Origin of the sequence: Methylobacterium crusticola, from assembly GCF_003574465.1 — a bacterium.
Lineage (GTDB): Bacteria > Pseudomonadota > Alphaproteobacteria > Rhizobiales > Beijerinckiaceae > Methylobacterium > Methylobacterium crusticola.
Window position 1 is genome coordinate 1 of the sequence record NZ_QOWC01000111.1, and the last position, 22,516, is coordinate 22,516.

Annotated in this window: 21 protein-coding genes; 13 read left to right on the forward strand and 8 right to left on the reverse strand. The window is 75.0% G+C overall.

Going from position 1 to position 22,516, the window contains the following annotated elements; genetic code table 11:
* Positions 1 to 108: 108 nt before the first annotated feature.
* Positions 109 to 870: a 5'/3'-nucleotidase SurE gene (gene surE / locus DT057_RS22955; RefSeq protein WP_128564428.1), complete on the reverse strand. Its 762-nt coding sequence runs from the start codon at positions 868 to 870 to the stop codon at positions 109 to 111.
* Positions 870 to 2,189: a serine--tRNA ligase gene (serS, locus tag DT057_RS22960; RefSeq protein WP_128564429.1), complete on the reverse strand. Its 1,320-nt coding sequence runs from the start codon at positions 2,187 to 2,189 to the stop codon at positions 870 to 872. Before serS ends, surE begins: the two co-directional genes overlap by 1 nt.
* Positions 2,190 to 2,475: 286 nt before the next feature.
* On the opposite strand from serS, the gene argS reads away from it, so the two are divergent.
* The 8 genes from argS to tatC all read left to right on the forward strand — a co-directional run bounded on the left by argS (position 2,476) and on the right by tatC (position 10,523).
* The gene (argS, locus tag DT057_RS22965) at positions 2,476 to 4,236 is read left to right on the forward strand and encodes an arginine--tRNA ligase (protein WP_128564430.1); all 1,761 of its coding nucleotides are present in this window, start codon (positions 2,476 to 2,478) and stop codon (positions 4,234 to 4,236) included.
* Between the two features lie 177 nt (positions 4,237 to 4,413).
* Positions 4,414 to 5,820 (forward strand): SPOR domain-containing protein, encoded by a 1,407-nt coding sequence (locus DT057_RS22970; RefSeq protein ID WP_128564431.1) that lies wholly within the window; start codon positions 4,414 to 4,416, stop codon positions 5,818 to 5,820.
* Positions 5,821 to 6,078: 258 nt separating this feature from the next.
* Positions 6,079 to 7,089: a beta-N-acetylhexosaminidase gene (gene nagZ, locus DT057_RS22975; protein ID WP_128564432.1), complete on the forward strand. Its 1,011-nt coding sequence runs from the start codon at positions 6,079 to 6,081 to the stop codon at positions 7,087 to 7,089.
* A gap of 8 nt (positions 7,090 to 7,097) precedes the next feature.
* Complete coding sequence (locus tag DT057_RS22980) at positions 7,098 to 7,907, forward strand: segregation and condensation protein A (protein WP_128564433.1); 810 nt, start codon at positions 7,098 to 7,100, stop codon at positions 7,905 to 7,907.
* Between the two features lie 6 nt (positions 7,908 to 7,913).
* Positions 7,914 to 8,603 carry an SMC-Scp complex subunit ScpB gene (gene scpB / locus DT057_RS22985; protein WP_128564434.1) on the forward strand — a complete coding sequence of 230 codons (690 nt, stop codon included), beginning with the start codon at positions 7,914 to 7,916 and terminating at the stop codon, positions 8,601 to 8,603.
* 117 nt (positions 8,604 to 8,720) lie between these two features.
* On the forward strand, positions 8,721 to 9,005 hold the full coding sequence (locus tag DT057_RS22990) for a twin-arginine translocase TatA/TatE family subunit (protein WP_128564435.1): 285 nt from the start codon (positions 8,721 to 8,723) through the stop codon (positions 9,003 to 9,005).
* A 160-nt stretch (positions 9,006 to 9,165) separates the two neighbouring features.
* Positions 9,166 to 9,726 (forward strand): Sec-independent protein translocase protein TatB, encoded by a 561-nt coding sequence (gene tatB / locus DT057_RS22995; RefSeq protein ID WP_128564436.1) that lies wholly within the window; start codon positions 9,166 to 9,168, stop codon positions 9,724 to 9,726.
* Complete coding sequence (gene tatC / locus DT057_RS23000) at positions 9,723 to 10,523, forward strand: twin-arginine translocase subunit TatC (protein WP_128564437.1); 801 nt, start codon at positions 9,723 to 9,725, stop codon at positions 10,521 to 10,523. The genes tatB and tatC overlap by 4 nt, the downstream gene beginning before the upstream one ends.
* A 37-nt stretch (positions 10,524 to 10,560) precedes the next feature.
* Here the strand turns inward: tatC and mmsB are convergent, their stop codons facing one another.
* Positions 10,561 to 11,451, reverse strand: coding sequence for a 3-hydroxyisobutyrate dehydrogenase (mmsB, locus tag DT057_RS23005; RefSeq protein ID WP_128564438.1), 891 nt, complete (start codon positions 11,449 to 11,451; stop codon positions 10,561 to 10,563).
* Positions 11,452 to 11,475: 24 nt separating this feature from the next.
* Here mmsB and DT057_RS23010 point away from each other — a divergent pair, with 24 nt between their 5' ends.
* Complete coding sequence (locus DT057_RS23010) at positions 11,476 to 11,673, forward strand: hypothetical protein (protein WP_128564439.1); 198 nt, start codon at positions 11,476 to 11,478, stop codon at positions 11,671 to 11,673.
* Positions 11,674 to 11,739: 66 nt separating this feature from the next.
* Here the strand turns inward: DT057_RS23010 and DT057_RS23015 are convergent, their stop codons facing one another.
* Both DT057_RS23015 and DT057_RS23020 read right to left on the reverse strand, forming a co-directional pair.
* Positions 11,740 to 12,882, reverse strand: coding sequence for an acyl-CoA dehydrogenase family protein (locus DT057_RS23015; protein ID WP_128564440.1), 1,143 nt, complete (start codon positions 12,880 to 12,882; stop codon positions 11,740 to 11,742).
* 157 nt (positions 12,883 to 13,039) lie between these two features.
* Positions 13,040 to 14,536, reverse strand: coding sequence for a CoA-acylating methylmalonate-semialdehyde dehydrogenase (locus tag DT057_RS23020; protein WP_128564441.1), 1,497 nt, complete (start codon positions 14,534 to 14,536; stop codon positions 13,040 to 13,042).
* Between the two features lie 93 nt (positions 14,537 to 14,629).
* Between DT057_RS23020 and DT057_RS23025 the strand changes: the two genes are divergently transcribed.
* Positions 14,630 to 15,541 carry a LysR family transcriptional regulator gene (locus DT057_RS23025; protein ID WP_128564442.1) on the forward strand — a complete coding sequence of 304 codons (912 nt, stop codon included), beginning with the start codon at positions 14,630 to 14,632 and terminating at the stop codon, positions 15,539 to 15,541.
* 145 nt (positions 15,542 to 15,686) lie between these two features.
* Here DT057_RS23025 and DT057_RS23030 read toward each other — a convergent pair whose 3' ends face one another.
* Positions 15,687 to 16,460, reverse strand: coding sequence for a cyclase family protein (locus DT057_RS23030; protein ID WP_128564443.1), 774 nt, complete (start codon positions 16,458 to 16,460; stop codon positions 15,687 to 15,689).
* A 242-nt stretch (positions 16,461 to 16,702) separates the two neighbouring features.
* Here DT057_RS23030 and DT057_RS23035 point away from each other — a divergent pair, with 242 nt between their 5' ends.
* Complete coding sequence (locus tag DT057_RS23035) at positions 16,703 to 17,140, forward strand: GNAT family acetyltransferase (protein WP_128564444.1); 438 nt, start codon at positions 16,703 to 16,705, stop codon at positions 17,138 to 17,140.
* A gap of 5 nt (positions 17,141 to 17,145) precedes the next feature.
* Here DT057_RS23035 and DT057_RS23040 read toward each other — a convergent pair whose 3' ends face one another.
* Positions 17,146 to 18,381 carry a deoxyguanosinetriphosphate triphosphohydrolase gene (locus tag DT057_RS23040; RefSeq protein ID WP_128564451.1) on the reverse strand — a complete coding sequence of 412 codons (1,236 nt, stop codon included), beginning with the start codon at positions 18,379 to 18,381 and terminating at the stop codon, positions 17,146 to 17,148.
* Between the two features lie 93 nt (positions 18,382 to 18,474).
* Between DT057_RS23040 and erpA the strand changes: the two genes are divergently transcribed.
* Positions 18,475 to 18,801, forward strand: a complete 327-nt coding sequence (gene erpA, locus DT057_RS23045; RefSeq protein ID WP_128564445.1) for an iron-sulfur cluster insertion protein ErpA — start codon at positions 18,475 to 18,477, stop codon at positions 18,799 to 18,801.
* A 46-nt stretch (positions 18,802 to 18,847) separates the two neighbouring features.
* Positions 18,848 to 20,788 (forward strand): hypothetical protein, encoded by a 1,941-nt coding sequence (locus DT057_RS23050; protein WP_128564446.1) that lies wholly within the window; start codon positions 18,848 to 18,850, stop codon positions 20,786 to 20,788.
* A gap of 209 nt (positions 20,789 to 20,997) precedes the next feature.
* Here the strand turns inward: DT057_RS23050 and DT057_RS23055 are convergent, their stop codons facing one another.
* A complete protein-coding gene (locus tag DT057_RS23055) occupies positions 20,998 to 22,455 on the reverse strand; it encodes an acetamidase/formamidase family protein (protein WP_128564447.1) in 1,458 nt (485 codons plus the stop codon).
* Positions 22,456 to 22,516: the final 61 nt, after the last annotated feature.

Here is a 22,516-nt window from a genome sequence, read left to right on the forward strand (position 1 = left end):
GACGGCGCCGGGCCCGCCGGCGGGCGCGCCGGCTCCCGCGCTCCCCGGCGGGGCGCCGGGCACGGGGACGCTGGGCAACGGGGGCGCGTGCCGGCCGGGGCGGCGCCCCTACCCGAAGGCCTGGGCGAAGCGCGTCAGGGTGGGCTCGTCGGTGAGGTCGAGGCGCAGGGGCGTGATGGCGATGCGGCGCTCCGCCAGGGCCTTCAGGTCGGTGCCGTTCCCCGGCTCGAAGCGCGCCCTGGCGAAGGCGAGCCAGAAGTACGGGTTGCCGCGCCCGTCCACGCGCTCGTCGATCGAGAGGAGCTGCTGGTTGCGCACGCCCTGCATCGCCACCGCGGTCCCGGCCACCTCGTCGGGCTCGCAGTCGGGGAAGTTGACGTTGACGAGGATGCCGGGCTCGATCCCGGCCTCGAGGATGCGCCGGACGGTCGGCGCCCCGTGCCGGGCGGCGGTCTGCCACCTGACGTTCGCGCGCCCGGCCGCGCCGTAGGCCTGGCTCAGGGCGACCGAGCGGACGCCCAGGATCGTGCCCTCCATGGCGCCCGCGATGGTGCCCGAGTAGGTCACGTCCTCGGCCACGTTCTGGCCGCGGTTGACGCCCGAGAGCACGAGATCCGGCCGCTGCTCCTTGAGGATGTGGCGCACCCCCATGATGACGCAGTCCGAGGGCGTGCCCTTCACGGCGAAGTGCTGCTCGGAGATCCGGCGCAGGCGCAAGGGGTCGTTCAGCGAGAGCGAGTGCGAGACGCCGCTCTGGTCCGTCTCCGGCGCCACGACCCAGACGTCGTCCGACAGCGCCCGCGCGATCTCCTCCAGGACCTTCAGGCCCGGCGCGTGGATGCCGTCGTCGTTGGTGACGAGAATGCGCATCAGCTCACGGGTCCTTCGATTCGGGTGAGGCCGCCCATGTGGCGGACGAGGGCCGGCGGCACCGCGATGCTGCCGTCGGGATTCTGGTAGTTCTCCATCACGGCGATCAGGGCGCGGCCGACCGCGACGCCGGAGCCGTTGAGGGTGTGGACGTGGGCGACGCCCCGGCCCTCCCTCGGGCGGTAGCGGGCCTCCATGCGGCGGGCCTGGAAGTCGCCGCAGACCGAGCAGGACGAGATCTCCCGGTAGGCCTGCTGGCCGGGCAGCCAGACCTCGATGTCGTAGGTCTTGCGCGCGGCGAACCCCATGTCGCCGGTGCACAGGGTCACCACCCGGTAGGGCAGGTCGAGGCGCGTCAGCACCGCCTCGGCGCAGGCCAGCATGCGCTCGTGCTCCTCGGCCGCGCGCTCGGGCGCCGTGATCGAGACGAGCTCGACCTTGTTGAACTGGTGCTGGCGTAGCATGCCGCGGGTGTCGCGCCCCGCCGCCCCGGCCTCGGCCCGGAAGCAGGGCGTGAGCGCGGTGAAGCGCAGGGGCAAGGCGTCCTCGGCGAGGATCGATTCGCGCACGAGGTTCGTGAGCGGGACCTCCGCGGTCGGGATGAGCCAGCGGCTCGGCGCGCCGCTCTCCCGGGCGATCTCCGGGGAGCCCTGGAGCGCGGCGAACTGGTCGTCGCGGAACTTCGGCAGCTGGGCGGTGCCGAACATCGCCTCGTCGCGCACGAGGAGCGGCGGCGCCACCTCGGTGTAGCCGTGCTCGCCCGTGTGCAGGTCGAGCATGAACTGGCCGAGGGCCCGCTCCAGCCGGGCGAGCGCGCCCTTGATGACGACGAAGCGCGACCCCGACAGCCGGGCGGCCGCCTCGAAGTCCATGAGGCCCGCGGCCTCGCCGAGCTCGAAGTGCTGGCGCCCCTCCGCGGCGAGGCCGCGGCCCGCGAAGCGCCGGACCTCGACGTTGTCGTGCTCGTCGCGCCCGACCGGCACGTCGGGCGCCGGGAGGTTGGGGATCGCGGCGAGGCGCTCGGCGAGGGTCCGGCCCGCCGCGTCGGCCGCGGCGTCGAGGGCGGGCGCCTCCTCCTTGAGGCGCGCCACCTCGGCCATCAGCCCCTGCGCCGCCGCCTCGTCCCGCGCCTTCTTGGCCGCGCCGATCTCCCGCGAGAGGGCGTTGCGCCGCTCCTGGGCGCCCTGCGCCGCCGCGATTGCGGCCTTGCGGGCGTCGTCGAGGGCGGTCAGCGCGGCGGCGAGCGGCGCCAGCCCGCGGCTCTCCAGGCCCCGGTCGAAGGCGGCCGGGTTGTCGCGGATGGCCCGGATGTCGTGCATGGCGCGGTCCGAATCTCTCGAGGCCGGACCTCGTCCGGCGCGTTGACGCGGGGACGCTTTGCAGCATCGGTCGGGCCGGGACAAGGGCGGGCCGGGGCCGGCGACGAGGGCGGGCCGGGGCCGGCGACATCGGCGGGCCGGGTCCGGCCGGGCGCCCCCGCTCCCGGACGGGCGGCCGCGGCGCCGCGGCCGCGCTTGCAGCCGCCCGCCCCGGCGTGAGAAGAGCCCGGCGCGCCGGCCGCGTCTGTCCGCGGCCGGCCTCGATTTTGCAGAACTGGCCACCGCTATGAACATCTTCGCCGCCTTCGAGGCACGCATCGGCGAGGCGCTCGAGACGCTCACCCGCGCCAACACCCTGCCGGCGGGGCTCGACCGCGGCCGCGTCGTGGTCGAGCCGCCGCGCGACCCGAGCCACGGCGACCTCGCCACCAACGCCGCGCTCGTGCTCGCCAAGGAGGCCCGCACCAGCCCGAAGGCCCTGGCCGAGGCCCTGGCGGCGGAACTGCGCACCGACCCCCGCGTCACCGAGGCGAGCGTCGCCGGGCCGGGCTTCATCAACCTGCGCCTCGTCCCGGGCCTGTTCGGCGACGTCGTGCGGGCGGCCCTCCAGCAGGGCGAGGCCTACGGCCGCGGCGCCCCCGCGCAGGGCGGCGTCAACGTCGAGTACGTCTCCGCCAACCCGACCGGGCCGATGCATGTCGGCCACGGGCGCGGCGCGGTGTTCGGGGACGCCCTGGCGAACCTCCTCGCCGCGTCCGGCCGCGCCGTGACCCGCGAGTACTACATCAACGACGCCGGCGCCCAGGTCGACGTGCTCGCCCGCTCGGCCTACCTGCGCTACCGCGAGGCCCTCGGCGAGCCGGTCGGCGCGATCCCCGAGGGGCTCTATCCGGGCGACTACCTCAAGCCCGTCGGGCAGGCCCTGGCCGAGACCCACGGCCGCGCCCTGCTCGACGCGCCGGAGCACGCCTGGCTGCCCCTCGTGCGCGGCTTCGCCATCGACCGGATGATGGAGCTGATCCGCGACGACCTCGCGGCGCTCGGCATCCGGCACGACGTGTTCTTCTCCGAGCGCACCCTCCAGGGCGGCGGCGACGGCGGCGCGGTGGCGGCGCTCATCGCGGACCTGCGCGCCAAGGGGCTCGTCTACGAGGGCCGCCTGCCCCCGCCCAAGGGCCAGCCGCCGGAGGACTGGGAGGACCGCGAGCAGACGCTGTTCCGCGCCACCGCCTTCGGCGACGACATCGACCGGCCCCTGCTCAAGGCGGACGGCAGCTTCACCTACTTCGCCTCGGACATCGCCTACCACCGCTCCAAGGTCGAGCGGGGCGCGACCGAGCTCATCGACGTGCTCGGCGCCGACCACGGCGGCTACGTCAAGCGCATGCAGGCGGCCGTGCGGGCGGTCTCGGACGGGCGGGCGGAGCTCGACGTCAAGCTCTGCCAGCTCGTGCGCCTGCTGCGCAACGGTGAGCCGGTGAAGATGTCGAAGCGCGCCGGCGAGTTCGTCACCCTGCGGGAGGTGATCGACGAGGTCGGGCGCGACCCCGTGCGCTTCATGATGCTCTACCGGAAGAACGACGCCACCCTCGACTTCGACCTCGCCAAGGTGGTGGAGCAGTCCAGGGACAACCCGGTCTTCTACGTCCAGTACGCCCATGCCCGGGCGGCCTCGGTCTTCCGGCAGGCGCGCGAGGCCTTCCCGGACGCGGACCTGTCGCCGGCCGCCCTCGCGGGCGCCGACCTGTCGCTGCTCGCTGATTCGGGCGAGCACGAGATGATGCGGCTGATCGCCCAGTTCCCCCGCACGCTCGAGGCGGCCGCCGCCGCCCACGAGCCGCACCGGCTCGCCTTCCACCTCTACGACCTCGCAAGCGCCTTCCATAGTTTCTGGAACAAGGGCAAAGACTTGCCGCAATTACGGTTTGTTAATCAGACCGACCGAAAGTCGACCCTGTCGAGGTTGGCCCTCGTCGGTGCCCTCAAGGGCGTCGTCGCGTCCGGCCTCGGGATCCTCGGCGTCACCGCGCCCGACGAGATGCGGTGAGCCGCGGGACACGTCGCTGCCGGGCCGGATTCGCGGCTTCGCCGCGGGGCCGCCCGCTGCGCCGGACGCGCCGATGGGGTACGATGCGGCCGGCCCCGGAGGGGAGCCGGCGGCAGGTGTCGCCGAGCCGGAGCGGGCGCGGTGAGGTGACGCGAGGGTGAACAGGATGGTGCTGCCATGACGACCAACGCTTCCCGGGTCCCCGTCGACTACGACGGCTACGATCAGGATCGGCAGCCGAACCCCGCGCGCCCGGCCCAGAAGCCCGACCCCCTGGCCGAGCTCGCCCGCATCGTCGGGCAGGACGATCCCTTCCGCGCCCTGCTCGAGGCCAAGGAGGGGCGCCGCGCCGAGGCGGGACGCCCCGACCAGGGCCGGCCCGAGCCCCGCGGACGCATCGAGCCGGTCTTCCCGTCCTACGGCGCGCCGGCGCACGAGGCCGCCTCGCCCGGCCACCCGGCGCCGGCGGGACCGCCGGCCGACGCCTTCAACCAGTACCTCGCCGCCGTCGAGCGCGAGGCCCCGGCCGAGCCGCAGGCCGACTTCGTGCCGGACCGGCACGAGCCCGCCCCGGCGGCCGGACGGCCCCGCGGCCGGCGGAAGCTCGCGCTCGTCGGCACCGCCCTCGGCATCGTGGCGGTGGCGATCGGCGGGGCGCTGACCTGGCGCGGCCTGCATCCGGGCCGCTCCGGCGCGCCGATCCTGGTGATGGCCGACCAGGCGCCCCTCAAGATCGCGCCCCAGAACGCCGGCGGCGTCGAGATCCCGGACCAGAACAAGCAGATCTACGACCGCACCGCCAAGGACGGCCAGATCAAGATCGTCAACCGCGAGGAGCAGCCCCTCGACGTCAAGCAGGCGGCCAGGTCCCTTGCCGGGGAGAGGTCGCTTGCCGGGGAGAGGTCGCTTGCCGGGGAGAAGTCGCTTGCGGGCGACGGGGCCGCGACCGGCACCCCGGCGGCGGCGGCCTCCGGCACGCCCGGCGCGCCGGGCAACGCCCTGACCGAGTCCCTCGGCGAGCCGCGGCGGGTGCGCACCGTCACGGTCCGGCCCGAGCCGGGGCCCGTCGAGGCGCAGCGCGCCGCCCAGGCCGCGCAGCAGCAGGCCTCCGCGGCCCGGCCCGAGGCCGCGCCGGTCCCCACCATGACCCTGCCGACCGAGTCGTCCGCCCCCGCGACGCCCCGGGCGGCGCGGCCGGCCGCGGTCCCGACCACCCCGGCCTCCGAGCCGAGGCCGGCCGAGACCGACACCGCCGCGGCGCGGGCGCGCCAGACCCAGCGCGTCGCCTCCGCGGAGGCGCCGACGACCACGCAGGCGACCCTCCCGACCCAGGCGGCCGTCAGCGGCTTCTCGGTGCAGCTCTCGGTGCGGGCGAACGAGAAGGACGCCCAGCTCGCCTTCCGGCAGGCCCAGGAGCGCTACGGCGCCGTGCTGGGCGGCCAGTCGCCCCTGATCCGCCAGGCCGAGGTCAACGGCAAGACCATCTACCGCGTGCGGGTCGGGCCGATGTCGAAGGAGAGCGCCACCGGCCTGTGCGGCAAGCTCCAGGCCGCCGGCAGCCCCTGCTTCGTCGCCAAGAACTGAAGCCGCGCGGCGTCCCCCGGGGCCGGGGGACGCCGCGGCGCCCTCTTCCCGGGCGGCACGCCGATAAGAAACCCGCCGGCTGTGGCGCGGTCCCGACAGCCGGGCCCGGGCGGATCGGCTACAACCGCGGTGGCGCCGCGCGCCGCCGGGCCACGCCGCAGCACTCTCGAGACCGCCCGTCTCCCGGCGTCCGCGTGGGCGGCGACCGCACGGGCCGTGCCCCTCCTCTCTCCCCGCGAACGACGAGAGCCGCCGTCGATGACGACCCTAGCCCTGATCCTCGGTTGCGCCGGCCCGGGCCTGAGCCGCGAGGAGGTCGCCTTCTTCCGCGAGGTGCGGCCCTGGGGCTTCATCCTGTTCAAGCGCAACGTCGAGTCGCCCGACCAGGTGCGGGCCCTGACCGCCGCCCTGCGCGAGGCGGTCGGTCGCGACGACGCCCCGATCCTGATCGACCAGGAGGGCGGCCGGGTCCAGCGCATGGGCCGGCCGCACTGGCAGCCCTACCCCGCGGGCCGGACCTATCTCCGGGCCGGCGGGCCCGAGGCCGGCCCGGCGCTGGCGGGCCTGGGAGCCCGGCTCATGGCCCACGACCTCGCCTCGGTGGGCATCAACGTCGATTGCGCCCCGGTCCTCGACGTGCCGGTGGCGGGCGCCCACGACATCATCGGCGACCGCGCCTACGGGACCGACCCGGCGGTCGTCGCCGCCTTCGGCCGGGCGGTGGCCGAGGGGCTGATGGCGGGCGGCGTGCTGCCGGTGGTGAAGCACATGCCCGGCCACGGCCGCGCCGGCGCCGACAGCCACCACGACCTGCCGGTGGTCGAGGCCGGCCTCGCGGACCTCGACGGGCACGATTTCGCGCCGTTCCGGGCCCTCGCCGACCTGCCGATGGCGATGACCGCCCACGTGGTCTTCACGGCCCTCGACCCGGCCCATCCGGCCACCACCTCGGCCCGCGTCATCGGCGAGGTGGTGCGCGGCCGCATCGGCTTCGACGGCCTCCTGATGACCGACGACCTCTCGATGAAGGCCCTGGCGGGCGGTTTTCGCGAGCGCGCGGCGGCGGCCTTCCGGGCGGGCTGCGACGTCGGCCTGCACTGCAACGGCGTCCGCGCCGAGATGGAGGAGGTCGTGGCCGCCGCCCCGGCGCTCGCCGGCGAGGCCCTGCGCCGGGCGCGGGCCGCCCTCGCGCGCCTGGCGCCGGCCGCCGGCTTCGACCCGGCCGAGGCCCGCGCCCGCCTCGATGCCGGGCTCGCCGCCGCGGCCTGATCCCCGGGATGGCGCAGCCGGTCGCCTTCGACGAGGGGGCGCCCGACGCGGAAGCCGAGCCGGCCTTCACCGTCGACGTCGACGGTTTCGAGGGCCCCCTCGACCTCCTGCTCGCGCTCGCGCGGCGCCAGAAGGTCGACCTCGCCCGCATCTCCATCCTGGCCCTGGTGGAGCAGTACCTGGCCTTCATCGAGGAGGCCCGGCGCCTGCGGCTCGAACTCGCGGCGGACTACCTCGTGATGGCGGCCTGGCTCGCCTACCTGAAGTCGCGCCTGCTCCTGCCCGAGCCGCCCCGGGGGCCCGAGCCCGCGGCCGATGACCTCGTCGGCGCCCTCGCCCTGCGCCTGCGCCGCCTCGGGGCGATCCGCGCCGCCGCCGCGATGCTGGAGGGCCGCGCGCGGCTCGGCCGCGACGTGTTCGCCCGCGGCGCGGTCCCGGGCCTGGATACGGCCCCGGGCCGGGGCGCCGCCGCGGAGACCCGCCCCGGCCCGGGGCCGTTCGCGGGCACGATCCACGATCTCCTGGCGGCCTACGCGGGCCAGCGCCGGCGGGGCGCCCGGGCCCCGGTCTCCCTCGCGCCGCGCGCGGTCTGGTCGGTGGTCGAGGCCCGCGCGGCGCTCGAGCGCATGATCGGCCCCCGGGACGACTGGACCGCCCTCGACGTCTACCTGGCGCCGTACCTGGCCGATCCGGGCCGCCGCGCCACCGTGCGGGCCTCCGCCCTCTCGGCGATCCTCGAACTGGCCCGCGAGGGCCGCGTCGCCCTGCGCCAGGAGCGCCCGTTCGCGCGGATCTCCGTCCGCGGCCTGGAGGGCTGACCCCGCATGGCCCGCCGCAGCGCCGTCGCGCTCCTGCACGAGCCCTCGCGCGAGCCCTCGCGCGACGAGGCCGAGATCCCCTCGGCGGCGCTGCGCCTCGCCGAGGCGCTGCTGTTCGGCGCGCCCGCCCCCTTGAGCGCCGCCGCGCTCGCGGCCCGGCTGCCGCCGGGGAGCGACGTCGAGGCGCTCATGGCCGAGCTCGCCCGGTTCTACGCGCCCCGCGGCATCGGGCTCGTGCGGGTCGCGGGCGCCTACGCGTTCCGCACCGCCCCCGACCTGGCGCCGGCCCTGCGGGGCGAGGCGCCCGAGCCGAGGAAGCTCTCGCGGGCCGCCCTGGAGACCCTGGCCATCGTCGCCTACCACCAGCCCGTGACCCGGGCGGAGATCGAGGAGATCCGCGGCGTCTCGACCTCGAAGGGCTCCCTCGACCTGCTGCTCGAGACCGGCTGGGTGCGCCTGCGCGGCCGGCGCCGCACGCCCGGGCGCCCGGTGACCTACGGCACCACGCCGGCCTTCCTCGACCATTTCGGCCTCGACGCCGTGGCGGACCTGCCGGGGCTCGACGAGCTCAAGGGCCTGGGCCTGATCGAGGGCCGGCTGCCGGCGGGCTTCCGCGTGCCCCAGCCCTCGGACGACCCGGCCCTGCGCGCCGACGAGGACCCGCTGCCCGAGGCGGACGACGCCGGGCCGGCGTGAGGCATCCGGCCGATCGCCCAGGAAACGCTTGTTTTCGCCCCTCGCCGTCCTTAGGTTCCGGCCAACCACGAGAACACCCGCCGCGGCAGCGATGCTGGCGCCGCGCAGGAGAGAGCCATGGGTGGCGCAAGTATCTGGCACTGGATCGTCGTCGGCGTGATCGTCATGCTGCTGTTCGGGCGCGGCAAGGTGTCCGAGCTGATGGGCGACGTCGCCAAGGGCATCAAGGCGTTCAAGAAGGGCATGGCCGACGAGGACCAGGCGCCGGCACCGGTGAACCAGTCGCCGCCGCCGGTCGTCGTCACGCCGCCGGTCGTCGTCACGGAGCCGGTGCGGCCGATCCCGCACCACGGCGAGCCCGTGCCCGCCGCGACCACCAGCGCCGACCGCAAGGTCGGCTGAGAGGCCACCGGGCGCGCCCCCGGCGCGCCCCCGCGCGGACGGCCCCTCGGCCCTGCCCCGGGCCTCGTCATGACTGGCGCCCTCCCGGCGCCACCGTGCCAGAGAGCCCGCGCGAGGGATCCTTCCCGGGCCGTCGCGCAAGCTGCAGGGCCGTCACGCCATGTTCGATATGAGTTGGGGCGAGGTGATGCTGATCGGCGGCGTCGCGCTGGTCGTCATCGGCCCGAAGGACCTGCCGAAAGCCCTGCGCACCGTCGGCCAGGTCACCGCCCGGCTCAAGCGCATGGCCGGCGAGTTCCAGAGCCAGTTCAGCGAGGCGATGCGCGAGGCCGAGCTCGACGAGGTCCGCCGCGAGGTCGAGGGCATCAACCGCAGCGTCGCCGCCGCGACCACGACGTCGTTCAACCCCGTCCAGACCATCCGCAACGAGATCAAGGGCGCCGTCGACGGGGCCGGCGCCGCCCGGGGGTCGACCGACCCGGCATCGGCCGGCACGGCCCCGCCGTCCGACGGCCCGGCCCCGGACCTCCCCCCGGCCGCGAAGCCCTCCCCCGAGGCCCTGGCGGCCGCGACCGCCCAGCTCCGCGCCGACACCGCGGCGGTGCCGGGCGACACCGCGGCCCCGCCCGCTGACGCGGCCGCGCAGCCTGCTTCCGCGCTCCCGCCCGACACCCCCGCCCCCCTCGCGCAGCAGCAGCCGACCGCAGGCCACACGCCATGACCACCGAGGCCGACGAGGCCGACATCGAGGCCTCGCGCGCACCCCTGATCGAGCACCTCATCGAGCTGCGCTCGCGGCTGATCAAGTCGCTGCTGGCGTTCGGGGTGACGTTCTTCATCTGCTTCTTCTTCGCCCAGCACATCTACAACCTGCTGGTCTACCCCTACGTCCAGGTCGTGGGGGTCGAGAAGGCGCGGCTGATCGCGACCCACTTCCTCGAGCAGATCTTCACCAACATCAAGCTGAGCGTGTTCGGGGCCGGCTTCCTGGCCTTCCCGGTGGTGGCGACCCAGCTCTACGCCTTCGTGGCGCCGGGCCTCTACCGCAACGAGCGCAAGGCCTTCCTGCCCTACCTGATCGCCACGCCGGTCTTCTTCGTGCTCGGCGCCCTCGTGGTGTTCTTCCTGGCGATGCCGCTGCTGATCAAGTTCTCGGTCAGCCTGCAGCAGATCGGCCAGCCGGGCGAGGCCACCATCGAGCTCCTGCCGAAGGTGGACGAGTACCTCTCGCTCATCATGACGCTGATCTTCGCGTTCGGCATCGCCTTCCAGCTGCCGGTGATCCTGACCCTGCTGGGGCAGGTCGGCATCATCGACTCGAAGTTCCTGAGCGAGCGGCGGCGCTACGCGATCGTGCTGGTGTTCGTCGCCGCCGCGGTGCTCACCCCGCCCGACGTGATCAGCCAGCTCTCCCTCGCGGTGCCGATGCTGATCCTCTACGAGGCCTCGGTGATCTCCGTGCGCACCATGGAGAAGCGCCGCGAGCGGGCGCGGGCGGCCGCGGAGGCGGCCGAGTAGCCGTGGCGGCGGCCCGGGTCGCCGCCGCCCGGTCCCCTCACGCCTCCCGGGGCGCCTCGCGCAGGTGCCGGATGATGCCGGAGAAGTCGGTGCCGCCGTGGCCGGCCGCCTCGAAGGCGGCGTAGAGCGCCTCGGCGTGGGCGCCGAGGGGCGTCGCCGCCCCGGCCGCCCCGGCCGCCTCCTGCGACAGGCGCAGGTCCTTCAGCATCAGGGCGGCGGCGAAGCCCGGCCGGTAGTCGCTGTTCGCCGGCGAGGTCGGCACCGGGCCCGGCACCGGGCAGTAGGTCGTCAGCGACCAGCACTGGCCGGACGAGGTCGAGGCGACGTCGAACAGCGCCTGGTGCGACAGCCCGAGCTTCTCGGCCAGCACGAAGGCCTCGGCCACCCCGACCATCGAGATGCCCAGGATCATGTTGTTGCAGATCTTGGCCGCCTGGCCGGCGCCGGCCTCGCCGCAATGCACGACCTTGCGGCCCATCGCCGAGAGGATCGGCTCGGCCCGGGCGAAGGCCTCCGGCGCGCCCCCGGCCATGAAGGTCAGGGTCGCGGCCGTCGCGCCGCCGACGCCCCCCGAGACCGGCGCGTCGAGGCTGGCGAGGCCCGCCCCGGCGGCCCTGGCGTGCGCCGCCCGGGCGCTCGCGACGTCGATGGTCGAGCAGTCGATCAGCAGCGCGCCCGCGGCGACCCGGGGCAGGACGGCGTCGTAGACCGAGAGCACGTGCCGGCCCGCCGGCAGCATCGTCACCACCACCTCGGCCCCCTCCACCGCCGCCTCGGCCGAGGCGGCGACGCCGACCCCGCCCGCCCGCGCGGCCTCCAGCGCCTCCCGCACGAGGTCGAAGCCGGCGACGGCGTGCCCGGCCCCGACGAGGTTGGCGGCCATCGGCCCGCCCATGTTGCCGAGGCCGAGGAAGGCGATCTGGGTCATGCGTGGGGTCTCCTCGTGATAGGGATGAGCGTGTACGCGCGCCGCCGCGGCCTCGCCTTCGAGGCGGCCGTCGAGGTGTCTCTCGATCCGTTCGCGATCGCGTGGATCGATGACAGGAACGATGATGATGAGGAACGCATCGGCATGCCCGTCATGTGCGACGGTGCCCTCCTGTTCATGACCGACACCGGGCGTGCTGCGCAGATTCCCGCGCCTACCTGACGGTGATCGCCCACGACCCGGACGGGGTCCGCCGCGCGCTCGCGGCACCGGCCCGGTGAGGCCCCCTCACGGCCGCACCAGCCCCCGCGCCACGATCATCCGCATGATCTCGTTCGTGCCCTCGAGGATCTGGTGCACCCGCAGGTCGCGCACGATCTTCTCGATCCCGTACTCGGCGAGGTAGCCGTAGCCGCCGTGGAGCTGGAGCGCCGCGTTGGCGACCTCGAAGCCCGTGTCGGTGGCGAAGCGCTTGGCCATGGCGGCGCGCTGGGTCGCGTCCGGGTCGCCGCGGTCGAGGCTGGCGGCGGCGGCGTACAGGAGGGTGCGGGCGGCCTCGAGCTCCGTCGCCATGTCGGCGAGGCGGAACTGGAGCGCCTGGAAGGCGTCGAGGCGCTGCCCGAAGGCCTTGCGCTCGCCCATGTAGGCGAGGGCCTTGTCGAGGGCGGCCTGCGCGCCGCCGAGCGAGCAGGCGCCGATGTTGAGCCGGCCGCCGTCGAGGCCCGCCATCGCGATCTTGAAGCCGATCCCCTCCTCGCCGAGGCGGTTCTCCACCGGCACCCGGCACGCCTCGAACACCACCGCGCGGGTCGGCTGGGCGTTCCAGCCCATCTTGCGCTCGTCGGGGCCGAAGGACAGGCCCGGCGCGTCGGCGGGCACCACCAGGGTCGAGATGCCCCGCGGCCCCGGCTCCCCGGTGCGCACCATGGCGACGTAGACGTCCGCGGCGCCGGCCCCCGAGATGAACTGCTTCGCGCCGTTGAGGACGTAGGTGTCGCCGTCCCGCCGGGCGCTGGTGCGCAACGCCGCCGCGTCGGAGCCCGAGCCCGGCTCGGTCAGGCAGTAGGCGGCGATCCGGTCCATCCGGCACAGCGACGGCACGAAGCGCTCCCGCTGGGCCGGCGAGCCGAAGCGGTCGATCATCCACGTCGCCATGTTGTGGATCGACAGGAAGGCCGCGACGGTCGGGCAGCCGAGGCTCAGCGCCTCGAAGATCAGGGCGGCGTCGAGCCGGGTCAGCCCCGAGCCGCCGTACTCCTCCGACACGTAGATGCCGCCCATGCCGAGGGCGGCGGCCTCCCGCAGGGCGTCGACCGGGAAGTGCTTGCGCGCATCCCAGTCGAGGGCGTGGGGCGCGATGCGGTCGGCCGCGAAGGCCCGCGCCATGTCGCGGACCGCGATCTGGTCCTCCGGCAGCGTGAACAGCGTCACCGTGTCTCCTCCTCCCTGGCACCTCTCCGGGTGCGGCGCCCGCCGGGGGCCCGGACGCTCCCCTGCCGCGCGGGCGGCGTCGGCCCGGGGCGCGGGGGTGGCGCCTCCCGCGCCGGCGGGGATCGTCGGCCGGCGGGGCCCGGGCCCCGCCGGGCTCTCACTGCATGATCGGCATCGAGAACTGGGCGCCTTCCTTGACGCCCGAGGGCCAGCGCTGCGTCACGGTCTTGGTCTTGGTGTAGAAGCGCACCGCGTCCGGCCCGTGCTGGTTCAGGTCGCCGAAGCCGGAGCGCTTCCAGCCCCCGAAGGTGTAGTAGGCGAGCGGCACCGGGATCGGCACGTTGATGCCGATCATGCCGACCTGGACCTTGGCGGCGAAGTCCCGGGCGGCGTCGCCGTCGCGGGTGTAGATCGCGACGCCGTTGCCGTACTCGTGCTCGGAGGGCAGGCGCAGGGCCTCGGCGTAGTCCTTGGCCCGCACCACCGAGAGCACGGGGCCGAAGATCTCCTCCTTGTAGATCCGCATCTCGGGCGTCACGCGGTCGAACAGGCAGCCGCCGAGGTAGAAGCCGTTCTCGTAGCCCTGCATGGTGAAGCCGCGGCCGTCGACCACGAGCTCGGCGCCCTCGCGCACGCCGATGTCGACGTAGTTGCGCACCCGCTCCAGGGCCGCCCGCGTGACGAGCGGGCCGTAATCGGCGCTCGGGTCGGTGGAGGGGCCAATCTTCAGGCTCTCGACCCGCGGCACCAGCTTCTGCATCAGGGCGTCGGCGGTCTTCTCGCCCACCGGCACCGCCACCGAGACCGCCATGCAGCGCTCGCCGGCCGAGCCGTAGCCGGCGCCCATCAGGGCGTCGACGGCCTGGTCCAGGTCGGCGTCCGGCATGATGATCATGTGGTTCTTGGCGCCGCCGAAGCACTGGGCGCGCTTCCCCGTCGCGGTGGCGCGGGCGTAGACGTACTGGGCGATGTCGGAGGAGCCGACGAAGCCCACCGCCTGGACGATGTCGTCGTCCAGGATCGCGTCCACGGCCTCCTTGTCGCCGTTGACCACGTTGAGGATGCCGGCCGGCAGCCCCGCCTCGATCATCAGCTCGGCCAGGCGCATCGGCACGCCGGGATCGCGCTCCGAGGGCTTGAGGATGAAGGCGTTGCCGCACGCGATGGCGGGCGCGAACTTCCACATCGGGATCATGGCCGGGAAGTTGAACGGCGTGATGCCGGCCACGACCCCGAGGGGCTGGCGCATGGAGTACATGTCGATGCCGGGGCCCGCCCCCTCGGTGTACTCGCCCTTCTGGAGGTGCGGGATGCCGCAGGCGAACTCCACCACCTCGACGCCGCGCTGGATGTCGCCCTTGGCGTCCGGGATGGTCTTGCCGTGCTCGCGGGCGAGCAGGTCGGCGAGGCCGTCGACCTCCCGGGCGACGAGGTCGAGGAAGCGCATCATCACCCGGGCGCGGCGCTGCGGGTTGGTGGCGCCCCAGGCCACCTGCGCCTGCGCGGCGTTCTCGATCGCCGCCCGCATCTCGGCGGCGGAGGCCAGCGCCAGGCGGCCGATCACCTCGCCGGTCATCGGCTGGAAGATCTCGGAATGGCGGCCGGAGCGGCCCGCCACGTGCTCGCCCCCGATGAAGTGCCCAACCTCGCGCATCGCGCTCTCCCTGCCGGTACCGGATTTTGCGGGCACCTTGCCCTGCCTTGATGCATAGCGGAATGGGCAGGAACGCGGAACGGATGTGCGCGGATGCGGGAGCCTGACGGCGGGCACTGGGACGATTACCGCTTCGTGCTGGCGGTCCACCGCGCCGGCACCGTCTCGGCGGCGGCGCGCCGGCTCGGCGTCGACCACGCCACGGTGATCCGCCGGATCGATCGCCTGGAGCGCCAGACCGGCGAGCGGCTCTTCCACCGCCGGGCCTCGGGCTACGTCGCCACGGAGGCGGGCCAGGCGGTCGCCGCCACCGCGGACGCGGTCGAGTCCGCCATCATCAACGGCGAGGGCGCGGTCGGCCGCTCGGCGCGCCTCGCCGGCACGGTGCGGATCGGCGCGCCCGACGGCTTCGGCAGCACCTTCCTGGCCCCCCGCCTCACCGGCCTCGTCGCCCGGCACCCCGACCTCGACATCGAGCTGGTGGCAACCGCCCGGCTGTTCAGCCTCTCGAAGCGCGAGGCCGACATCGCCATCGGCCTGAGCCTGCCCCAGGAGGGCCGCATCGTCGGGCGCAAGCTCACCGACTACGCCCTCAGGCTCTACGCCGCCCCGGCCTACCTGGCGGGCCACCCCGCCATCGCGGCCCGGCGCGACCTCGAGGGCCACCGCTTCATCGGCTACATCGACGAGCTGCTCTACTCCCCCGAGCTCGACTACCTGCACCAGGTCTCGCCCGGCATCGGCGCCCGGCTGCGCAGCGCCAACCTGAACGCCCAGCTCCACGCGGCGGCGGCCGGCCTCGGCGTCGCGGTGCTGCCCTGCTTCATGGCGGCCCGGCGCGACGACCTCGTCTGCGTGCTGCCCGACGAGGTCGCCCTCACCCGCAGCTTCTGGCTGATGATGCACGCCGACAGCCGCGATCTCGCCCGCATCCGCGCGGTCGCCGAGCACATCTACGGGATCGTCGAGGCGGAGCGGGAGATCTTCCTCGCGCCGCGGCCGTAGAACCCCGCGGCCGGCCCGGCGCGAGTTCGGCGCGCAGCCGGGCCCGGGCGTCCCTGCGCCCCCGGGCGGGACCCCGCGCGCCCGGGCGGGACATCGGGACGCGGGCGCCCCCGCGGCCCCTGCCCGGCCGCTCGGCGGCGGGTCCTCACTCCGGCAGGATCGCCACCGCCCGCGTCCAGCCGCCCGACGCGCCCTTGATCTTCACCGGGAAGCACGCGACCGTGAAGCCCGCGTCCGGCAGGGCCTCGAGGTTCGCGAGCTTCTCGATCTGGCAGTAGCCCGCCTCGCGCCCGGCCTTGTGGCCCTCCCAGATCAGGCTCGCGTCGCCGGTCTCGGCGTAGCGCCGGGCCGTGTGGGAGAACGGCGCGTCCCAGCTCCAGCCGTCCGTGCCGACGACCCGCACCCCCTGCCCGGTCAGGTGCAGGGTCGCGGCCCGGCCCATGCCGCAGCCGCTGTCGACGTAGTCGGCCTGCCCGAACCGCTCGCCCGCGCGGGTGTTCACCAGCACGATGTCGAGGGGCCGCAGCACGTGGCCGATGCGGGCGAGCTCCCGGTCGATCTCGTCGGGCATCACGACGTGGCCGTCGGGCAGGTGGCGGAAATCGAGCTTCACGCCGGGGCGGTAGCACCAGTCGAGGGGCACCTCGTCGATGGTGATGGCCCGGGCGCCGCCGTCCATGGTCGGGTGGTAGTGCCAGGGCGCGTCGAGGTGGGTGCCGTTGTGGGTCGAGAGCTGGACGCTCTCCACCGCCCAGCCCTGCCCGTCGGGCAGGTCCTCGGGGGCGAGGCCGGGAAAGAGGCCGGCGATCATCGCCGCCGAGGCGGCGTGGCCCACGTAGGTGACGGTCGGGCGCTGGAACGGCGGGTCCGCCGGCACGTCGTTCTCGATGGCGATCGAGAGGTCGATCAGTCGCGGCATCGGTGAGCCTCCGTGGGTCGTCGGCACCAGCCCGCGCCGCACGGGCTCCCGGGCGGCGCTGCTGCTGCTGCGGCGCGAGAATCTCCGGGGACCGGGGCCGGGATGCCGCGCGCGACGCCCCGCCCCGATCCCCGGCGAACACCTATCCGACCGGCGCCGGATCGGCCAGATGATGCGCCGGACGCTCGCGCCGGACCGGACGGGCGCCGGCCCCGACACACCCGACCCGATGGAGCCCCGCCATGCCGGCGACGACCGACCCCGTGATCCGCGAGATCCGCGACGGCGACATCCCCGCCGCCATCGCCCTCTGGCACGCGGCCGGCGTGGCCCGGCCCTGGAACGACCCGGAGACCGACATCGCCTTCGCGCGCCGCGGCCCGCACGGCACCGTCCTGGTGGCGGAGACCGGAGGCCGGATCGCCGCCACCGCCATGGCGGGCGAGGACGGGCACCGGGGCTGGGTCTACTACGTCGCGGTGGCGCCCGAGCACCAGGGCGGCGGGCTCGGGCGGGCCGTCATGGCGGCGGCGGAGGCCTGGCTCGCCCGCCGCGGCGTCTGGAAGGTGCAACTGCTCGTGCGGGCGGACAACCGGCCGGCGACCCGGTTCTACGAGCGGCTGGGCTACCGCGACACCGGCGCCGTCTGCCTCCAGAAGGTCATCGCGCCGGAGGCCTGAGCGCCTCACGTGTCGGTGCCGGGCCAGATCACCCAGTGCAGGTCGGGCGTGGCCGGGAACAGCCGCCGGTGCTGGCTCACCGCGTAGTTGTCGGTCATCCCGGCGATGAAGTCGGCGATGCGCCGGGGCGTGCGGGGATCGTCCGGTCCCTTGAGGCCGGCGCTCCATTCCTCGGGCATCCGGCCGGGATCGCGCCGGAAGGCCTCGAACAGGTCCTCGACGATCGCGGCCGCGCGCCGGCGCACCGCCATCACGCCGGGATGCCGGTACATCCGGGCGAACAGGAAGGTCTTGATGTCGCGGTCGGCCGCGGCGACGGCCTCGGAGAACGCCGCCACGGGCGCCCGGGCCTGCCGGACCGCCGCCGCGTCCGCGGGGCGCAGGGCCGCGAGGCGCCCCTCCGTCTCGGCGATCACGTCCTCGACGAAGCGCGTGATGACCCGGCGGGCGAGCTCGTGCACCACCCGCGAGCGCTCGAGGCCCGGGTAGAGCCCGGCGATCTCGGCCCTCAGGCCGGCGAGGAACGGCACCTCGTCGAGGTCCTCCAGCCGGAACAGGTCGGCCCGCAGGCCGTCGTCGAGGTCGTGCGCGTCGTACGCGATGTCGTCGGCGAGCGCCGCCACCTGGGCCTCCGGCCCCGCGAAGGTGGCCAGTTCGAGGTCGTTCACGGCGTCGTACTCGGTGATCGCCGCCGGGATGCCGCCGGCGGCGTAGTGCGGCGTCGGCCCGCCCGCCCGCGTCAGCAGCGGGCCGTTGTGCTTGACGAGGCCCTCCAGGGTCTCCCAGGTCAGGTTCAGCCCGTCGAAGGTGGCGTAGCGCCGCTCCAGCCGGGTCACGAGGCGCAGCGCCTGGGCGTTGTGGTCGAACCCGCCGTGGCCGGCCATGCAGGCGTGCAGCGCGTCCTCCCCGGTATGGCCGAAGGGCGTGTGGCCGAGGTCGTGGGCGAGCGCCAGGGCCTCCGCGAGGTCCTCGTCGAGCCCGAGCGCCCGGGCCAGCGCCCGGGCGATCTGGCTCACCTCCAGGGTGTGCGTCAGGCGGGTGCGGTAGTGGTCGCCCTCGTGGTGGACGAAGACCTGGGTCTTGTGCTTCAGGCGCCGGAACGCGGCCGAGTGCACCACCCGGTCGCGGTCGCGCTGGAAGTCGGTCCGGGTCGGCGAGGCCGGCTCGGGGATCAGGCGCCCGCGCGAGGCCGCGGGATCGCTGCCGTAGGGGGCCCGCCAGCGCTCACCGCCCCGGCGCACGGCCCGGCCCCTCCGGTCGCGGCTGTTGCGGCGCACGCCGTCCCTTCTTATCTTCGCTTCGCACTTCGGTCCCCCACCCGAGAACACCGTCGCATGACCGAGATCATCCTGACGCCCCGCGCCGCCCGGCGCATCAACGAGATCATGGGCGCCGAGCCGCCCGGCTCCATGCTGCGCATCAGCGTGAATGGCGGGGGCTGCTCCGGGTTCCAGTACGCCTTCGACATCGCGCAGGACCGCACCGGCGACGACGTCGCGGTCGAGCGCGACGGTGCCACCGTGCTGGTGGACCCGCTGTCGCTCCAGTACATGGAAGGCGCCACGATCGACTTCGTCAACGACCTGATCGGGCAGTCCTTCAAGATCGAGAACCCCCAGGCCACCGCCTCGTGCGGCTGCGGCACCTCGTTCTCCCTCTGAGCTCGCCCCCGCCGAGCCTTCCTCCCGCGACGCAGGATCCGACGCCATGACCCGCTGGACACGAACGGGCATGGCCCGGGCCGCGCTCGGTGCCGCCGCCTGCGCGGCCCTGCTCGGCGCGGACCGCCCCGCGCGCCCGGTGGCGGCGGAGCGCCCCGGGCGCGCGGTGTCGGTGCGCCTGCCCGACGGCGTGCGGGTCGAGATCGGCCGCGTCGCGGCGGGTCCGTCGTTTCCGAACTCCTGGGCGCCGGGCTCCTGGCTGATCGGGGCCGCGCTCGCGCAAGGGGCCGCGCTCGCCCTCGACGACCTGACCCTGACCTTCGGCGCCACCGTCCTGAAGGCCCCGCGGGTCGAGGTGCAGGGCTCCGCCCTCTCGCAGGGCGACCTCCGGGCCCTCCTCGACGGCGGCAGCGCCGAGCCCTGGCGGACCCGCCTGCAGCGGCTCTCCGCCCGGGCGGTCGTCATCCCGGTGCTGCGCGTCGAGCAGCCCGTGGCCGAGCGCGTCCAGGTGGCGGTCTACCACGACGTCGTCGCCCGGGACGTGGTGCAGGGCCGGATCGGCACCCTGGAGGCCGGGGGCGCCACCCTGTCGGTCGAGGGCGGCGGGCCCGCCGCGGGCGCGGGCGCCTACGGCCGCCTCACGGCCCGGGAGCTGGACCTCGCGGGCCTCGCGCGCCTGCTCACCGAGGCCGGCGGGCCCGAGGCGGCGCCGATCCGGGTCTACGGCGCGGTGACGGCCGAGGACATCGCCCTCACCGGCCCGGACGGCGCCACGGTGCGGATCGCCCGCATCGAGGGCCGCGACCTCGGCGGGCGCCCGACCGCGACGCCCTGGGGCGAGGCCGCCCGGGCCCTCGCGGCGGGCGACCCGGGCCGGGCCGAGGGCCCCGAGCGCGCCCGCCTCTCCGCGGCGGCGGCGGACCTCCTCGACGGCGTGAGCGTCGGCAGCCTCGAGTTCGGCGGCGTCACGGTCACGAGCCCCGGCGCCGGCGCGCCGACCCGGGTCGGCCTGGCGCTCCTGTCCTACCGCGGCGAGCCGGGGGCCGGGGCGCCCGGCGCCGCGGGCGCCGGCACGGTCCGGGCCGAGGGCCTGACGGTCGAGGCGCCGGCCGGGCGCTTCGCCCTCAAGGGCCTGACCCTCGCCGGCCTCTCCCTCAAGCCCACCCTGGAGGGCCTGCGCCGGAGCGCCGCCGGCCCCCTCGACCCGCGGGAGGTGCGCCAGTACGCGCCCCTCGTCGGCCGCGTCGTCCTCGACGGCCTCGACGTCGCCCTCTCGGCCGAGGCGGCCGGCGACCCGCTCAAGCCCGATACCCCGGTGCAGTTCGGCCTGCGCGGCGGCGCCCTGGAGATGAGCGAGCCCCGCAACGGCATCCCGACCGCCTCGCGCCTCACCCTCGAGGGCTTCACCTGCGCGGTCCCGGCGCAGACGGAGGCGCCGGTGCTCGCCGACCTCGCGGCCCTCGGCTACGGGGCCGTCGACCTCTCGGGCGTGGTCGATTCGCGCTGGAACGAGGGCGCGCAGGAGGTCGCCCTGCGGGAGGTCACGCTCTCCGGCAAGGACATGGGCACGGCCCGGATCACCGGCACCATCGGCGGCATCGGCCGGGACGTGTTCGACCCCGACGCCGCGGTCTCGTCCCTGGCGATCCTCGGGGCGAGCGCCAAGGCGCTCAGCCTGACGCTGGAGAACGGCGGCCTGTTCCAGCGCTTCGTCGACCAGCAGGCCAAGGCGCAGAGCCTCAAGCCCGAGGAGTTGCAGCGCGAGTACGGCACCGCCGCGATGCTCGGCATCCCGGCGGTGCTCGGCAACTCCCCCGACGCCAAGGCGCTCGGCCAGGCGGTGGCCCGCTTCGTGGTCAAGCCCGGCCGGCTGTCGGTCAACGCCGCCGCCAAGGACCCGTCCGGCCTCGGCATCGTCGACTTCAGCAGCGCCGGCAGCCCCGGCAAGCTGTTCGACCGCCTGACGGTCACCGCGACCGCGGAGTAGCGAGGCCGGCCCGGCGGGCGCCTGGCGCTCGTCCCCTTCGCCCTGGCCCTGAGCGTCTCGCCCGGGGCGAACCGGCCAGGCCGCGGACGCCGCCCCCGGCTCCGCCCGCCCGCCGGCCCGGCGCGCCGCGCGGACCGGGGAGACGACCGGCGACGTCCTGGCGGGCGTGCGGGCGGCCTGACGGCCGGCAGCGTCCAGCGGCCGGCGGCTCAGCTCGCCGGGCCGGGAAAGATGCTCTTGCGGACGACCGCGTGGACGCCCCAGTTGCCGTCCACCACCTGCGTCACCCCGAAATCCACCGCCACCGACATCAGCGAGACGGCCTCGTCCTCGGTGAGCCCCTTGGCGGTCATCAGGAAGCGGCGCATCTTCCGGAAGGCGTCGCGCATCGCGAGATCGACGGAGGATTTTTCGAAGATCTCCGACTGCGCGTTGGCGCCGAGGTCCCGGAGGTAGTTCGGGAAGCTGAAGCCGTGCACCACCCAGTCCTGGGCGGTCTCGATCATCGGGAAGTCGAGGCGCTCGAGCGGCGTGCCGGGCAGGTCGGCGGCCTTGTGCAGGACGAGCTGGAAGGTGCCGGTAAGCGAGCACTCGATCGCGGTCCCGCACAATTCGGAATCGCCCTGCGAGGCGTGGGGGTCGCCGACCGAGAACAGCGCCCCCGGCACCGCCACCGGAAAGTACAGGGTCGCGCCCTTGCCGATGCGCCAGTTGTCGATGTTGCCGCCGGTGTAGCTCGGCGGGATGCTGTTGACGTAGTCCGATTCCTTGGGCGCCACGCCGATGACGCCGAAATGCGGCCGGATCGGCACCCGGAAGCCCTTCAGCACGTCGTAGTTGCGGGTGGTCCGGGTGTGGTCCACCGGCACGCCCGGATAGTCGATGACCGCGTGGTGCACGCCGGAGGGGTCGGTCACCCCCGGCCAGCGGAAGCTGTAGACCGCCCGGGCCCAGTCCCGGCCCCCGGTGGCGTCGATCTCGTAGATCGTCACCACCTCCCGGGGGCGGTCGCCCGTGAGCATGTCCTTGTAATGGTAGCCCCAGTTCGCCGCGGCGTTGCTGCCGAAGGTGAGCCCCTTGAAGCGCGGGTTGGCCGAGGGCCGGGGCGCCACGTCGAGGATGCGCACCTCGAGCACGTCGCCGGCCTCGGCGCCCCGCACCGCCACCGGGCCGGTGCAGACGTGCACGCCGAGACCCCCGCCGGCCCCGATCGGGGCGTCCATCGGGCCGGCGCCGCGCCGGTCGACGCCCTTGCGCTCCTTCGTCCACAGGAAGACGCTCTCGGCGCCCGGGTCGCCCGCCACCATGCGCTCGGCGTCGTCGTTGGCGTGGTGGGTCAGCGCCTCGATGGTGATGATGTCGCCGGAGGCGATCTCCGCCTGCGGCTTCAGCAGGCGGCTGAAGTAGCCCCAGTGCACCGTCTCGGCGCTGGCCGGCAGGTGGTGGTAGGCGGGCCGCGCCGGCCCCCGCGCCGCGCTCGTCTGGGCGAGCGCCGGCGTCACCAGGGACAGGCCTCCGGCGGCCAGCGCGGCCGCGCCCCCGGTCGCCGCGAAGCCGCTCCTCAGGAAGGCCCGTCGCTCCGGCGCCAGGGTCTCGTCCACCTTGGCGCGAAAGCGCCGCCGGTGTTCGGCAAAGGACGCGCAGGTCGGATCGTCGCCTCGGCACATGCTTCTGAAGCCTCCCCGCTCGATCGGTTCCGGGCCGCCATGCAAGCGGCGTTCCGGCCGC

What these genes read in the sequence shown, in the direction of transcription:
- mmsB (WP_128564438.1), bottom strand. Translation starts at nt 11,451, where the DNA reads ATGACCCAGATCGCCTTCCTCGGCCTCGGCAACATGGGCGGGCCGATG.
- tatC (WP_128564437.1), top strand. Translation starts at nt 9,723, where the DNA reads ATGACCACCGAGGCCGACGAGGCCGACATCGAGGCCTCGCGCGCACCC.
- surE (WP_128564428.1), bottom strand. Translation starts at nt 870, where the DNA reads ATGCGCATTCTCGTCACCAACGACGACGGCATCCACGCGCCGGGCCTG.
- DT057_RS23010 (WP_128564439.1), top strand. Translation starts at nt 11,476, where the DNA reads ATGAGCGTGTACGCGCGCCGCCGCGGCCTCGCCTTCGAGGCGGCCGTC.
- DT057_RS23020 (WP_128564441.1), bottom strand. Translation starts at nt 14,536, where the DNA reads ATGCGCGAGGTTGGGCACTTCATCGGGGGCGAGCACGTGGCGGGCCGC.
- DT057_RS23025 (WP_128564442.1), top strand. Translation starts at nt 14,630, where the DNA reads ATGCGGGAGCCTGACGGCGGGCACTGGGACGATTACCGCTTCGTGCTG.
- DT057_RS22970 (WP_128564431.1), top strand. Translation starts at nt 4,414, where the DNA reads ATGACGACCAACGCTTCCCGGGTCCCCGTCGACTACGACGGCTACGAT.
- erpA (WP_128564445.1), top strand. Translation starts at nt 18,475, where the DNA reads ATGACCGAGATCATCCTGACGCCCCGCGCCGCCCGGCGCATCAACGAG.
- DT057_RS22990 (WP_128564435.1), top strand. Translation starts at nt 8,721, where the DNA reads ATGGGTGGCGCAAGTATCTGGCACTGGATCGTCGTCGGCGTGATCGTC.
- nagZ (WP_128564432.1), top strand. Translation starts at nt 6,079, where the DNA reads ATGACGACCCTAGCCCTGATCCTCGGTTGCGCCGGCCCGGGCCTGAGC.
- DT057_RS22980 (WP_128564433.1), top strand. Translation starts at nt 7,098, where the DNA reads ATGGCGCAGCCGGTCGCCTTCGACGAGGGGGCGCCCGACGCGGAAGCC.
- argS (WP_128564430.1), top strand. Translation starts at nt 2,476, where the DNA reads ATGAACATCTTCGCCGCCTTCGAGGCACGCATCGGCGAGGCGCTCGAG.
- DT057_RS23055 (WP_128564447.1), bottom strand. Translation starts at nt 22,455, where the DNA reads ATGTGCCGAGGCGACGATCCGACCTGCGCGTCCTTTGCCGAACACCGG.
- DT057_RS23030 (WP_128564443.1), bottom strand. Translation starts at nt 16,460, where the DNA reads ATGCCGCGACTGATCGACCTCTCGATCGCCATCGAGAACGACGTGCCG.
- DT057_RS23050 (WP_128564446.1), top strand. Translation starts at nt 18,848, where the DNA reads ATGACCCGCTGGACACGAACGGGCATGGCCCGGGCCGCGCTCGGTGCC.
- scpB (WP_128564434.1), top strand. Translation starts at nt 7,914, where the DNA reads ATGGCCCGCCGCAGCGCCGTCGCGCTCCTGCACGAGCCCTCGCGCGAG.
- DT057_RS23035 (WP_128564444.1), top strand. Translation starts at nt 16,703, where the DNA reads ATGCCGGCGACGACCGACCCCGTGATCCGCGAGATCCGCGACGGCGAC.
- serS (WP_128564429.1), bottom strand. Translation starts at nt 2,189, where the DNA reads ATGCACGACATCCGGGCCATCCGCGACAACCCGGCCGCCTTCGACCGG.
- tatB (WP_128564436.1), top strand. Translation starts at nt 9,166, where the DNA reads ATGTTCGATATGAGTTGGGGCGAGGTGATGCTGATCGGCGGCGTCGCG.